This window comes from Aquibium carbonis, assembly GCF_003970795.1.
Taxonomy (GTDB): domain Bacteria; phylum Pseudomonadota; class Alphaproteobacteria; order Rhizobiales; family Rhizobiaceae; genus Aquibium; species Aquibium carbonis.
The window spans coordinates 21665-34505 of sequence record NZ_RWKW01000043.1; the positions used below are offsets into that span (position 1 = coordinate 21665).

Genomic DNA, 12841 nt, shown 5'->3' on the forward strand with positions numbered 1-12841 from the left:
CGCAGCGCAATGACAGCACGCACCGAAATACTGGACGGCCTCGGCCTGAGCGAACCGGTGACACCCTACGAAGGCCGGCGGCTGGCGGCGCTGCCGGGCATCATCAGCGTCGTCGCGGCGCTGGTCTGCGCGGCGGTCTCCTTCGTCATCCTGGTCGGCATGGGGCCGGTGGCCCCGACCCAGAACGTCATGCTGGGACTGATCGCGATCAACGTCGCGCTGATCCTGCTGCTCTGCTTCCTGATCGGCCGGGAAGTCCATCAGATCTTCCAGGCGCGGCGGCGCGGCAAGGCGGCCTCCCGGCTTCACGTGCGCATCGTCGGCCTGTTCTCGGCCATCGCGGCGGTGCCGGCGATCATCATCGCGGTGGTGGCCTCGATCACGCTCGACATCGGCCTCGACCGCTGGTTCGAGCTGAAGACCAAGACGATCGTCAGCTCCTCGCTGTCGATCGCCGAAGCCTATGTGCAGGAAAACGCCCGCAATCTCCAGGGCACCAGCCTGTCGATGGCGATCGATCTCGACCAGCGCCGGACCCTTTACGGCCTCGACCGGACCGGCTTTCGCCAGCTGTTGACCCAGCAGGCCGTCGGACGGGCGCTGGCCCATGCGGCGCTGGTGCGGATCGACGGAACGGTCATCCTCCAGGCCGACACGCGCGCCGATTTTACCATGCCGCCGCCGCCGCCCGGGGCGCTGCGCGACGCGGCCGGCGGCGCACCGGTGCTGATCGAACCGCGAACGCGCAACATCGTCGGCGCCATCATCCGGCTGCGCGACATCGAGGACGCCTATCTCTACACGCTGCGGCTCGTCGACCCCGAGGTCATCCGCGCGCGCCAGATCGTGCAGGCCAATGCCGAGGACTACACCGACCTCGAGAGCAGCCGCACGACGGTACAGATCGCGTTCGCCGTGATCTATCTCGGCCTGACGCTGATCATCGTGCTGTCGGCGATCTGGACGGGCATCGCGGTCGCCGACCGGCTGGTGCGGCCGATCCGCCGCCTGATCGGCGCGGCCGACGAGGTGGCGACCGGCAATCTCGACGTGGCGGTGCCGGTGCGCAACTCCGACGGCGATGTGGCCTCGCTGTCCGACACGTTCAACAAGATGCTGTTGCAGCTGAAATCGCAGCGCAACGAGATCCTGGCTGCCAAGGACCAGATCGACGAGCGCCGCCGCTTTTCTGAGGCGGTGCTGGCCAGCGTCAGCGCCGGGATCGTCGGCGTCGACGCCGACGGCCTGATCACCATCGTCAACCGCTCGGCCGAGACCATGCTGTCGATCGACGCGGGCCAGTCGGAAGGCCAGAAGCTGTCGTCGGTGCTGCCGCATTTCGGGCGCGTGTTCGAACTCGCCCGTTCGTCGGGAAAGCCCGTCTATCGCGAGCAGGTGGTGTTCACGCGGCGCGGCGTGGAGCGGACCTTCAACGTGCAGGTGACGATCGAGGAGGGCAAGGGCGAATCGGAGCTACCCTCCTTCGTGGTGACGATCGACGACATCACCGACCTCGTGCAGGCGCAGCGCTCGTCCGCCTGGGCCGACGTCGCCCGACGCATCGCCCACGAGATCAAGAACCCGCTGACGCCGATCCAGCTTTCGGCCGAGCGCATCCGTCGCCGTTACGGCAAGGTCATCACCGAGGACCGCGAGGTCTTCGACCAGTGCACGGACACGATCATTCGCCAGGTCGGGGACATCGGCCGCATGGTCGACGAGTTCTCCGCCTTCGCCCGCATGCCGAAGCCGGCGCTGGAGGTGATGGACCTGCGCGAGGCGCTGCGCGAGGCGTCGTTCCTGGTGGAGGTCTCGAAGGCCGACATCGAGTTTCGGCGCGATTTCGGCGCGACGCCGCTCACCGGCCGCTTCGACAGCCGGCTGATGAGCCAGGCCTTCGGCAACCTGATCAAGAACGCCGCCGAGGCGATCGAATCGGCCGAACGCACCGACGACGTCCACGGCGTGATCCAGATCGACGCGCATTGCGACGATGGCTGGATTTCGGTCGACATCAAGGACAATGGCAAGGGGCTGCCGGCGGAGAATCGCCAGCGCCTGCTCGAGCCCTACATGACCACCCGCGCCAAGGGCACCGGCCTAGGCCTGGCGATCGTCAAGAAGATCGTCGAGGAGCATGGCGGTCGCATCGAGCTGCACGACGCGCCGGCGGATTTCTACGGGGGGCGCGGCGCGCTCATCCGCGTGGTGCTGCCCTCGACGTCGGCCGACGAGGCGGCGGTCGCTTCCGGAGATCAAGACAATCAAGACAAGCAGGTGAACAATGGCGTCTGACATTCTCGTCGTCGATGATGAGGAAGACATCCGCGAACTCGTCGCCGGCATCCTGAGCGACGAGGGCCACGAAACCCGGACGGCCTTCGACAGCGACAGTGCGCTGGCTGCCATCGCCGACCGCGTGCCCCGGCTGATCCTGCTCGACATCTGGCTGCAAGGGTCGCGGATGGACGGGCTGGCGCTGCTGGACGAGATCAAGACGATCCACCCGAACGTGCCGGTGGTGATGATCTCGGGCCATGGCACGATCGAGACGGCGGTGTCGGCGCTTCGGCGCGGCGCCTACGACTTCATCGAAAAGCCGTTCAAGGCCGACCGCCTGCTTCTGATCTGCGACCGGGCGCTGGAGACCTCCAAGCTGAGGCGCGAGGTGACGGAGCTGAAGAAGCGCACCGCCGACACCTTCGACCTGATCGGCAATTCCGCGGCGATGAACCACCTGCGCCAGACCATCGAGCGCATCGCCCCGACCAACAGCCGGGTGATGATCATCGGACCGTCGGGCTCCGGCAAGGAGTCGGCGGCGCGCGCCATGCATGCGATCTCGTCGCGCAAGGACGGTCCGTTCGTGTCCGTCAACGCGGCATCCATCACCCCCGACCGCATGGAGATCGAGATGTTCGGCACCGAGCCCAACGGCTCGGAGCGCAAGGTGGGCGCGCTGGAGGAGGCGCATCGCGGCACGCTCTATCTCGACGAGGTGGCCGACATGCCGCGCGAGACGCAAAACAAGATCATGCGCGTGCTCGTCGACCAGCAGTTCGAGCGGGTGGGCGGAGCCAAGCGCGTCAAGGTGGACGTGCGCATCATCTCGTCCACGGCGCAGAACCTCGAGGCGATGATCGCCGAGGGTCGGTTCCGCGAGGACCTCTACCATCGCCTCGCCGTGGTGCCCGTGCTGGTGCCGCCGCTGTCGGAACGGCGCGAGGACATTCCCTACCTGGTCGATCACTTCATGAAGCAGATCGTGCGCCAGTCCGGCATCAAGAACCGGCGCATCGGCGACGACGTGCTGGCCGTGCTCCAGGCCCACAATTGGCCAGGCAACGTGCGCCAGCTGCGCAACAACGTCGAGCGGCTGATGATCCTGTCGCGCGGCGAGAACGTGGACGCGCCGATCACCGCCGATCTGCTGCCGGCCGAGATCGGCGACGTCATGCCGCGCACGCCGAGCCAGTCCGACCAGCACATCATGGCGCTGCCGCTGCGCGAGGCGCGCGAACTGTTCGAGAAGGAATATCTCATCGCCCAGATCAATCGCTTCGGCGGCAACATCTCGCGCACGGCCGAGTTCATTGGTATGGAACGGTCCGCCCTGCACAGGAAGCTGAAGTCGCTCGGCGTTTAGGATCTGCGGTTCGGAGCCAGACATGCGTGTGATCATTTGCGGCGCGGGCCAGGTCGGCTACGGGATCGCCGAGCGGCTCGCGGCCGAACAGAACGACGTCTCGGTCATCGACACGTCACCCGAGCTGATTCGCACCATCCGCGACCAGCTCGACGTGCGCGGCTTCGTCGGCCATGGCGCGCACCCCGACGTGCTCGAGGCGGCCGGCGCACAGCAGGCCGACATGTTCATCGCCGTCACGCTCTACGACGAGGTGAACATGACCGCCTGCCAGGTGGCGCACTCGCTGTTCAACATTCCCACCAAGATCGCGCGCATCCGCGCCCAGTCCTATCTGCAGCCGCACTACCAGAACCTGTTCTCGCGCGAGAACCTGCCGATCGACGTGATCATCTCGCCCGAGATCGAGGTGGGCGAGATGGTGCTGCGCCGCATCGCCATTCCCGGCGCCACCGACGTCGTGCGCTTTGCCGACGACAAGGTCGCGATGGTGGCGATCGAATGCCTGGAGGAATGCCCGGTCATCAACACGCCATTGTCGCAGCTGTCCGACCTGTTTCCGGACCTGCCGTCGACGGTGGTGGGCGTGTGGCGCAACAACCGCCTGTTCATCCCGCATTCGGCCGACCAGCTGGTGGCGGGCGACGTCGCCTATGTGGTGACGTCCAAGGACCAGGTTCGCCGCACGCTCGGGCTGTTCGGCCACGAGGAGGCCGAAGCGCTGCGCATCGTCATCGGCGGCGGCGGCAACATCGGGCTCTACGTCGCCAAGGCGCTGGAGGCCCGCCAGTCGCGTACCAAGGTGAAGATCATCGAGGACACCCGCGAGCGCGCCATCGCGATCGCCGACAAGCTGCGCCGGACGGTGGTCCTGCATGGCAGCGCGCTGGACCAGAAGCTGCTGCTGGAAGCCGACATCCAGGACGCCGACCTGATGGTGGCGCTGACCAACAACGACCAGGTGAACATCCTGGCGAGCGTGATGGCCAAGCGCCTGGGCTGCAAGTCCAACCTGGCGCTGATCAACAACCCGACCTATCACGACTTCACCCGCACGCTGGGCATCGACGCCCACGTGAACCCGCGTTCGGTGACCATCAGCCGCGTGCTGCAGCACGTCCGCCGCGGCCGAATCCGCGCCGTCCACAGCATCCAGCGCGGCACCGCCGAGATCATCGAGGCCGAGGCGCTGGAGACGTCGCCGCTGGTCGGCTCGCCACTGCGGGACCTGAAGCTGCCCGACGGCATGCGGCTCGGCATGATCTATCGCGACGGCACGGCCATCAAGCCCAACGGCTCGACGCTGATCCGCCCGAAGGACCGCGTCATCATCTTCGCCATGGACACCGCCGTGCGCCAGGTGGAGCAGATGTTCCGGGTCAGTCTCGAATTCTTCTGATCAATCCGGCCGGCTTCGCATCGGGCGGAGCAGGCCTACAAGCCTTGCGGGGACACGATGCCGCGGATCGCCTACGTCAATGGTCGCTATGTCCGGCACGCCGATGCCGCGGTGAATGTCGAGGATCGCGGCTACCAGTTCGCCGACGGCGTCTACGAGGTGTGCGAGGTGGCGCGCGGCTACATCGTCGACATGAAGCGGCATCTCGACCGTCTCGACCGCTCGCTGCGCGCGCTTTCGATCGCCTGGCCGATGCACCGCAGGGCGTTCGAACTGGTGCTGCGCGAGGTGGTGAACCGCAACGGCGTGCTCAACGGCCTCGTCTACCTGCAGGTGACGCGCGGCGTGGCGCCGCGCGACTTCCTGTTTCCGGCGCAGGCGGCTCCGGCGGTGGTCATCACCGCCAGGAAGGTGGACCCGGCGATTGCCGCCCGCCGCGCCGAAACCGGCATCAAGGTGATCACCGTGCCGGAAAACCGCTGGGACCGCGTCGACATCAAGTCGGTCGGGCTGCTGCCCAACGTGCTGGCCAAGCAGGCGGCCAAGGAAGCGGGCGCGCAGGAGGCCTGGTTCGTCGACACCGACGGCACGGTGAAGGAGGGCGGATCGTCGAACGCCTGGATCGTCACGGCCGATGGCCGGCTCGTCACCCGTCCGGCCGAGCACGGCATCCTGCGCGGCATCACCCGCACGACCCTGCTGGAGGTCGCCGCCGGGCTCGGCCTCGCCGTGGAGGAGCGCGGCTTCACCGTGGCCGAGGCCAAGGCGGCGCGTGAGGCCTTCATCTCGTCGGCCACGACGATCGCCATGCCGGTGGTGGAGATCGACGGAAGCCCGATCGCCAACGGCCATCCCGGCAGCATGGTCCTTTCCCTGCGGGCGGCTTTTTTTGACGTTGCGGAAAAATGCCAAGCCTGATAACCGCTTGTGCCTAGGGGAATGACGCGCAAGGGTTTGGCGCGCATTTCGGAGGCGGGTCATTTCCGTGTGCTTGGATCGAGCGTCGTCAGCTGGACGCCGTCGTGCACGGGCTAGGGGAACGGCGGAAGATAAGAAAAATGGCGGAACGTTCGCAGAACCTTCAGGACTTGTTTCTCAATTCGGTCCGGAAGAGCAAGAATCCTCTCACGATCTTCCTGATCAACGGCGTCAAGCTCACCGGAGTTGTCACCTCCTTCGACAATTTCTGCGTTCTGCTGCGTCGCGATGGACATTCGCAGCTCGTCTACAAGCACGCCATTTCCACCATCATGCCGAGCCAGCCGGTTCAGATGTTCGATGGTGAGGATGCCGGTCGGGATAGCTGATTGGACGCAAACAGTCCGGGTGGGCGCCAGCAGGGGGCAAAGGAACGGCAGGCCGACGGCCTTCCGGCCAAGGCCACGCGCGCCATCATCATCGTGCCGGTCCTGCCCCGCTATCACCGCGACGACGACGAGCACACCGGCCGGCCGCGGCTGACTCGGTCGCCCGAGGCGCGCCATGACGAGGCCGTGGGCCTTGCCCGCGCCATCGACCTCGAGCCCGTCCATACCGAGATCGTCACGGTCAACGATCCGCGCCCGGCGACGCTGATCGGCACCGGCAAGATCGAAGAACTGGCCGAGACGATCAAGGAAACCGGGGCGACGCTGGTCGTCGTCGACCACCCGCTGACCCCGGTGCAGCAGCGCAATCTCGAAAAGGGGTTGAACGCCAAGGTGCTGGACCGCACCGGCATCATCCTGGAAATCTTCGGCGAGCGCGCGCGCACCAAGGAAGGCACGCTGCAGGTGGAACTCGCGCACCTGAACTACCAGAAGGGCCGGCTGGTGCGCAGCTGGACCCACCTGGAACGCCAGCGCGGCGGCGCGGGATTTCTCGGCGGTCCCGGCGAGACCCAGATCGAGGCCGACCGGCGCATCCTGCAAGACAAGATCACCAAGCTGAAGCGCGAGCTGGAAACGGTGAAGCGCACCCGCGAGCTGCACCGCGCCAAGCGCAAGAAGGTGCCGTTCCCGGTGGTGGCGATCGTCGGCTACACCAATGCCGGCAAGTCGACGCTGTTCAACCGGCTGACCGGCGCGGCCGTGCTGGCCGAAGACATGCTGTTTGCCACGCTCGACCCGACGCTGCGCCGGGTGAAGCTGCCGCATGGCGCGACCGTGATCCTGTCGGACACGGTGGGCTTCATCTCCGACCTGCCGACCCATCTCGTCGCCGCCTTCCGCGCCACGCTGGAAGAGGTGGTGGAGGCCGACCTCGTCATCCATTTGCGCGACATTTCCGACCCCGACACGGCCGCCCAGGCCGAGGACGTGGAGCGGATTCTCGCCGACCTCGGCGTCGAGGTGTCGCCGGACGGCAAGGTGATCGAGGTGTGGAACAAGGTCGACCGCCTGGACGCCGGCACGCGCGAGCGGCTGGTCCTGTCGGGCGGTAGCGACGGCGCCCCGTCGCCCATCGTCGTCTCGGCGATCACCGGAGAGGGCGTCGACCAGCTGATGCGGCAGGTGGAGGCCAGGCTGTCCGGCGAACTGGCCGAGATGACCGTGCACCTGACGCCCGAGCGCATGAACCTGATCGACTGGCTCTACCGCAACGCCGACGTGCTCGCCCGCGAAGACCTCGAGGACGGCGGCATGGAGCTCAGGCTGCGCGTGACGCAGTCGATGCGCGACGAGGTGGAGGAGCGGTTGAGCGGGAGGTGAGGGGGGCGGGGCGTCAGAAGCGAAGCCTGGAGGGGCCGGGCGCGTTCAATTCCGACCGATTGATGACCGTTCGACGTGCTGTCGTTGCTGCCATAAATCTAACGCTCGTTCGCTTCCGCCAAACGGCACACGCGTCCTTTTTTCAGCGGCTCCACTCATACGCCGTCAACGCCGCTCTGCGACTATTTTGTCTGCCAGACACGCGATGCAGATGTACTCGGCTCGCTCACTAGAATCGGATTTCAACCGAACGAGCGACGTCTTTAGCCTCTCGAAAGGGCGACCTTGCCGAGCGAGGCTCCACGCATTCTCACAGCGCGTAGGGCTTTCCTTTCCGCATCACTCAGTACGTTTGCCGGGGCACGCGCAGTGGGATCGCCTGCAAACGCTTCTGGGTCCAGTTGCCAGCCCATTTGGTCGGCTAGGCATTCCGCAAAGGCTTTGGCCATCGGTGGTGGAACGGCATTTCCCACCTGACGGTATTGCTGCAAACGGGGAATCCGATCCGGCCAACGGAAATCGTCTGAAAAGCCTTGAAGTCGCGCGCTCTCGCGCACCGTGACGACTCTATGGTGCTTGTAGTGAACCGGCCGTAGCGGACTGAAATTTCCCGATCCAGCGCGAAGCGTGTACGACGGACGCTCGGGATGCAAACGATCGTGAAACGATCCGCGCTCGCGCTTTCCCGGCTCCAAAGCGCTCAAACGGGCGACCATGTCGGCCGAATGCAAGGTAGGTTCGTGGTTGTAGATGCCGGTTTCACCGAACTCGCCTGCGTCGGGCAAATCGTCTATCGCGTCTGAGGCCGAGAGATAGGGACGGTTGGCCGAGCCATGCGTCGGGCCTGGGAAGCGCACCGGTTTTCTGCCTATCACGCCTAGCACGACAAGGCGCTTTCGGTTCTGCGGTACGCCGAATTCCGCAGCCGACACGACACAATGATCGACGGAATAATCGAGCGCTCGCAGTTCGGCCTTGACCTCGTCGAGAAACTCGCCGCCCGAGATCGCCGCGAGATTGGGCACGTTTTCGAGCATGAAAGCCGACGGCCGAAGCTCGTCCACGAGTCTGATAAAATGACCGATCAGATCTGCTCGAATGTCTCGCTTGCCCTGCCTTTTGCCGGCGATCGAAAACGGCTGACAGGGAGGGCCACCAGCGATGAAATCGACGGTCTTTAAGTTTGCCAGCCGAAGAAGTTCGCATCCGGTTGCGACATTGAGATCGGCGATGAAGCCCGTGCTTCCGCGATAGTCGTGGTTATAATTGTATACGTCCACGGCCCGAGCATCGAGCTCGAATCCGGCGGCCACATTGAGGCCCGCATCCAGAAACCCGGTGGAAAGCCCGCCGCAGCCGGCGAACAGTTCAATCCCGATCGGCTTCGTCATTGTTTCGGCACATTGGTTGCGCGGATCATCGCGATTTGAGCCTCCGACGTGTTGATAGCGTAGCTGGTAGACCGGACGATGCGAAGATCGCCTGGCCGCGATGCAACATTGAATTCCATGATATGAATGGCCGACTGGTAATCAACTTTTACGGCGAGCGGCCGAACCTTCAGGCCGGGGAAATAGTGAGCCGCATACTGAATCATGTTGTAGATTTGGACACGGTTGAGCTCGTCCGACACGGCCTTAGCTTCGATCGGGAATACCACGGGTACGTCGTCATCTCCCGATGCGATGCCGACGTCGATTGCATCGAGTTCGGCTTGACCGATGCCGGGCACGCTCTTCCGCACATGGGAGCGTAGTCGATATATTTTCATACCGGTGAAATGGTCTAGAAGCTGGCAATAGCCGACAACCGACAGCAATGCCTGTTCGTCCATCTCTGCCATCGTTTCGGGCAGCAGCCTTCTCACAGGCATCGGAGTCTGATCGATCGCGGGCGTGAGTTCGCTGACCGGCACTTCCATAATGCCGCTCGATGCCTTTTCGAACTGATATAGCCCGCGCCCGATGGCGCGTAGGACGTGGAAGCCCTTAGACAGGATTTCGTCGGGCAGCACCGTCCGGGAACGCATACGGTAAACCACATCGGCCGCATTGCGTGCGGAGATAGCATCGGGATTGTCGGACACCGCGCGTACTGCCTCGACAGCCGTGCGAACGTCATCGAGTGAGAAGACCACAGTTGCGGCGCCTGGCCGCCAACGGTCCTGAAACAGCTTCTGGATGACCGGAACATAGACCTTCTAATTCTTACCGTGACTCTGCAGGCTCTTGCCCTTTACGGGCGCGACAGCATCTTGCTTGGCCGCGCGGCGGCGCTTTGGCGCAGTGGCATCAAGGTCGGTCTCGTCTGTCATCAGACATCCATAGCAAGAAAAGAACATAAAGGGAACATCTAGATATGCCGTTTTTGTACTCGAATCGAGTTTTTTCCTAGACTATCAATCCTGTTGCGGCGCGTACTCGAATAGCAGCTTTCCGGATGTCACTGTCACGCCTAGACGCCGCAATAGGGGCGGATAGCCGTTGGAGTACGGGAGTAACTTGAACGGCAGGATTCTCGAACGTAGTACCAAGCCCCGTCAGTCCGCATTCCACCCCCAATTCCGCCGCAGCGCGACGAACCTGTTCTCGGGCTTTCACCCTTAACCGTCGTCTTCTCCGGCTCGCTCGGCGATCTTCGCCCGCTGCCACAACTCCTCCATCTCGTCCAGCGTCGCCTCGCCGAGCGTCCTGCCGCTCGCCGCGAGTTCCCGCTCGATGAAGTGGAAGCGGCGGCGGAATTTCGCATTGGTGCCGTGGAGCGCGGTCTCGGCCTCGATGCCGGCGTGGCGGCCGAAATTGACCAGCGCGAACAAGACGTCGCCGAACTCGTCGGCGGTGGCTTTCGCATCGTTTTCGGCCATGGCGCGGCGCAGCTCGCCGATCTCTTCCTCGATCTTGTCGAGGATGGGGGCGGCCTCCTTCCAGTCGAAGCCGACCCTGGCCGCCTTGTCCTGAAGCTTGCGGGCGCGCGCGAGGGCGGGCAGGGCGACCGGCACGCTGTCGAGGAAGCCGTGGCCGTGATCCTCGGCCGGCAGGCCGCGCGAAAGCCTCGCCTCGCGCTTCAGCGCCTTCTCTTCAGCCTTGATCGCGTCCCACATGCCCTTGGCGGAGCCGGCCGCGCGCGCCTGCGCATCGCCGAAGACATGCGGATGGCGCCGGATCATCTTGGCGGTGACCGCCTCGACCACGTCGCCGAAGGCGAATGCGCCGGCCTCCTCGGCCATGCGGGCGTGATAGACGACCTGGAGCAGGAGGTCGCCCAGCTCGTCGCGCAGGTCGTCCATGTCGCCGCGCTCGATCGCGTCGGCGACCTCGTAGGCCTCCTCGAGCGTGTAGGGCGCGATGCTGGAAAAATCCTGCTCGAGATCCCACGGACAGCCGGTGATCGGCGTGCGCAGCGCGGCCATGATCTCGATGAGGCGGGCGATGTCCTTGGCGGGAAGCATGGGGGACCCTATCCTTCCGCGCCGCGCGCGCCAACCGGAGGGCTGGATGGCGGCCGGCTATCCACAGGCTTGCGCGCCAAAGCCCCGAGCATCAGTCGGTGACGCCCAGCCCCTCGCGGACCTTTTCCATCAGGCGGATGAGTTCGGCCAGTTCGCCCTCGCTGAGATGGGCGCGCAAAAGGTCGTCGCCCTTCTGGACGATGGGCACGGCCTTGCGCAGCACCTCGCGGCCGCGTTCGGTGATCCAGATCGCGCGGATGCGCCGGTCGGTGGCGAGCGGACGGCGCTCCAGAAGGTTGTCGCGCTCAAGCCTGTCGATCATCGGAACGAGGGTCGACTTGTCCAGGCCGCGGGCCTTGGCGATGAGGGTCTGGCGCGCGCCAGGGTTGCGGTCGACGATGACCAGAAGTCCGAACTGCTGTGGCGTGATTCCCAGCCCGGTCAGCTGTTCCTCGATGGTGCGGAACACCGCGAGATACGTCACGCGCAGCTGGCGCCCGAGAAGACCATGCAGGATCCCCTGATCCAGGCGTTGGGCAACGGCGCTCTCGGTCTCGTCATTCACGCGCATCACGTCCTCAATACATTTTATATCAACTGGTTAGCCACGAAAGGCCGGCGATGCAAGAGCAAATCAGCAATCGCTTTTCTGAATGGTATGTTCGGCAAGAGCCGGGATTGATGCGCTGCGGCCCCGTGACGAATAAAACTTGAGGCCGGATATCTCCATAAAATCCACAGGCGCGCGGGCGAGGTCTCAAGACTGCCCCGGATACATAAGGCACTGTTCTCACAGGTTGTATGGATCAGACCAAGTGCCATGCAACGATGCGTGCGCCAATCATTCCCGCAACCGGTCGTCCGCTCTATTGCCGAAGGTGAAACGCATCGTCGCGGTGATCTTTGCCGCGGCCCGCCTCTTCCATCCCTTGGCCATCAAACGTCTGGACATGAAATAAGTTGCGTTGGGAAAGGCCGCGCCGAAAAAACGGCGCAACAATGCCCCCGCTGGCTGCGGGAAAGGCGCCGAGTCGCCCGCCGCCAGGGGGCTGGTCAGGCGAGCGTGACGCCCGCGGCCTTCATGCGATCGGTCATCGCGGCCAGCGAGCCGCCAAGGTCGATCGCGCGGCAGGCCTCCATGGCAACGGTGACCGCAAAGCCCTCGCGCACGGCGTCGAGCGCCGAATAGGCGACGCAGTAGTCGGTGGCGAGACCGACGAGGGTCAGTTCGCTCAGGCCCCGTTCGCGCAGGTAGCCGGCAAGGCCGGTCGGCGTCGAATGGTCGTTCTCGTAGAAGGCGGAATAGCTGTCGATGGCTGGCCGGAACCCCTTGCGGATGACGAGTTCGGCCTTCGTCCAGTCGAGCGCGGGGTGGAAGGCGGCGCCGGGTGTTCCCTGGATGCAGTGGTCGGGCCACAGCGTCTGCTCGCCATAGGGCATCGTCACCGTCTCGAAAGGCGCCTTGCCGGCGTGGCTTGAGGCGAAGCTCGAATGGCCGGCGGGGTGCCAGTCCTGCGTCAGGATGACGTGATCGGCTTTTGCGATCATGCGGTTGACGACCGGCAGGATGGCGTTGCCGTCGGCAACCGCGAGCGCGCCGCCCGGGCAGAAATCGGTCTGGACATCGATGACGATGAGCGCGCTCTGCGCCATGGGCA

General features: G+C 64.8%; 11 protein-coding genes. 6 read left to right on the top strand and 5 right to left on the bottom strand.

Translation table 11 applies throughout. The features are described from left to right. The first annotated feature begins 9 nt into the window (after positions 1-9). The 6 genes from EJC49_RS12630 to hflX all read left to right on the top strand — a co-directional run bounded on the left by EJC49_RS12630 (position 10) and on the right by hflX (position 7735). Positions 10-2295 carry a sensor histidine kinase NtrY-like gene (locus tag EJC49_RS12630; protein WP_126700294.1) on the top strand — a complete coding sequence of 762 codons (2286 nt, stop codon included), beginning with the start codon at positions 10-12 and terminating at the stop codon, positions 2293-2295. Then, positions 2285-3646 (top strand): nitrogen assimilation response regulator NtrX, encoded by a 1362-nt coding sequence (ntrX, locus tag EJC49_RS12635; protein ID WP_126700295.1) that lies wholly within the window; start codon positions 2285-2287, stop codon positions 3644-3646. The genes EJC49_RS12630 and ntrX overlap by 11 nt, the downstream gene beginning before the upstream one ends. Before the next feature lie 22 nt (positions 3647-3668). Then, positions 3669-5045, top strand: a complete 1377-nt coding sequence (trkA, locus tag EJC49_RS12640; protein ID WP_126700296.1) for a Trk system potassium transporter TrkA — start codon at positions 3669-3671, stop codon at positions 5043-5045. A gap of 57 nt (positions 5046-5102) precedes the next feature. Beyond that, positions 5103-5963, top strand: a complete 861-nt coding sequence (locus tag EJC49_RS12645) for a D-amino-acid transaminase (RefSeq protein WP_126700297.1) — start codon at positions 5103-5105, stop codon at positions 5961-5963. Between the two features lie 140 nt (positions 5964-6103). Continuing rightward, the gene (gene hfq, locus EJC49_RS12650) at positions 6104-6352 is read left to right on the top strand and encodes an RNA chaperone Hfq (protein WP_126700298.1); all 249 of its coding nucleotides are present in this window, start codon (positions 6104-6106) and stop codon (positions 6350-6352) included. After that, positions 6353-7735, top strand: a complete 1383-nt coding sequence (gene hflX, locus EJC49_RS12655; RefSeq protein ID WP_425358812.1) for a GTPase HflX — start codon at positions 6353-6355, stop codon at positions 7733-7735. It begins immediately after the preceding gene. A 263-nt stretch (positions 7736-7998) separates the two neighbouring features. Here the strand turns inward: hflX and EJC49_RS12660 are convergent, their stop codons facing one another. The 5 genes from EJC49_RS12660 to pncA all read right to left on the bottom strand — a co-directional run bounded on the left by EJC49_RS12660 (position 7999) and on the right by pncA (position 12836). Then, the gene (locus EJC49_RS12660) at positions 7999-9126 is read right to left on the bottom strand and encodes a DNA cytosine methyltransferase (protein WP_126700299.1); all 1128 of its coding nucleotides are present in this window, start codon (positions 9124-9126) and stop codon (positions 7999-8001) included. Beyond that, complete coding sequence (locus EJC49_RS12665; RefSeq protein WP_126700300.1) at positions 9123-9821, bottom strand: hypothetical protein; 699 nt, start codon at positions 9819-9821, stop codon at positions 9123-9125. Before EJC49_RS12665 ends, EJC49_RS12660 begins: the two co-directional genes overlap by 4 nt. Before the next feature lie 516 nt (positions 9822-10337). Then, entirely contained in the window at positions 10338-11183 is an 846-nt protein-coding gene (mazG, locus tag EJC49_RS12670) for a nucleoside triphosphate pyrophosphohydrolase (RefSeq protein WP_126700301.1), read from the bottom strand. A 91-nt stretch (positions 11184-11274) separates the two neighbouring features. After that, complete coding sequence (locus tag EJC49_RS12675; RefSeq protein ID WP_170314703.1) at positions 11275-11748, bottom strand: MarR family winged helix-turn-helix transcriptional regulator; 474 nt, start codon at positions 11746-11748, stop codon at positions 11275-11277. 488 nt (positions 11749-12236) lie between these two features. Then, entirely contained in the window at positions 12237-12836 is a 600-nt protein-coding gene (pncA, locus tag EJC49_RS12680) for a bifunctional nicotinamidase/pyrazinamidase (RefSeq protein WP_126700303.1), read from the bottom strand. Positions 12837-12841 lie beyond the last annotated feature (5 nt).

What these genes read in the sequence shown, in the direction of transcription:
- EJC49_RS12630 (WP_126700294.1), top strand. Translation starts at nt 10, where the DNA reads ATGACAGCACGCACCGAAATACTGGACGGCCTCGGCCTGAGCGAACCG.
- ntrX (WP_126700295.1), top strand. Translation starts at nt 2,285, where the DNA reads ATGGCGTCTGACATTCTCGTCGTCGATGATGAGGAAGACATCCGCGAA.
- trkA (WP_126700296.1), top strand. Translation starts at nt 3,669, where the DNA reads ATGCGTGTGATCATTTGCGGCGCGGGCCAGGTCGGCTACGGGATCGCC.
- EJC49_RS12645 (WP_126700297.1), top strand. Translation starts at nt 5,103, where the DNA reads ATGCCGCGGATCGCCTACGTCAATGGTCGCTATGTCCGGCACGCCGAT.
- hfq (WP_126700298.1), top strand. Translation starts at nt 6,104, where the DNA reads ATGGCGGAACGTTCGCAGAACCTTCAGGACTTGTTTCTCAATTCGGTC.
- EJC49_RS12660 (WP_126700299.1), bottom strand. Translation starts at nt 9,126, where the DNA reads ATGACGAAGCCGATCGGGATTGAACTGTTCGCCGGCTGCGGCGGGCTT.
- mazG (WP_126700301.1), bottom strand. Translation starts at nt 11,183, where the DNA reads ATGCTTCCCGCCAAGGACATCGCCCGCCTCATCGAGATCATGGCCGCG.
- pncA (WP_126700303.1), bottom strand. Translation starts at nt 12,836, where the DNA reads ATGGCGCAGAGCGCGCTCATCGTCATCGATGTCCAGACCGATTTCTGC.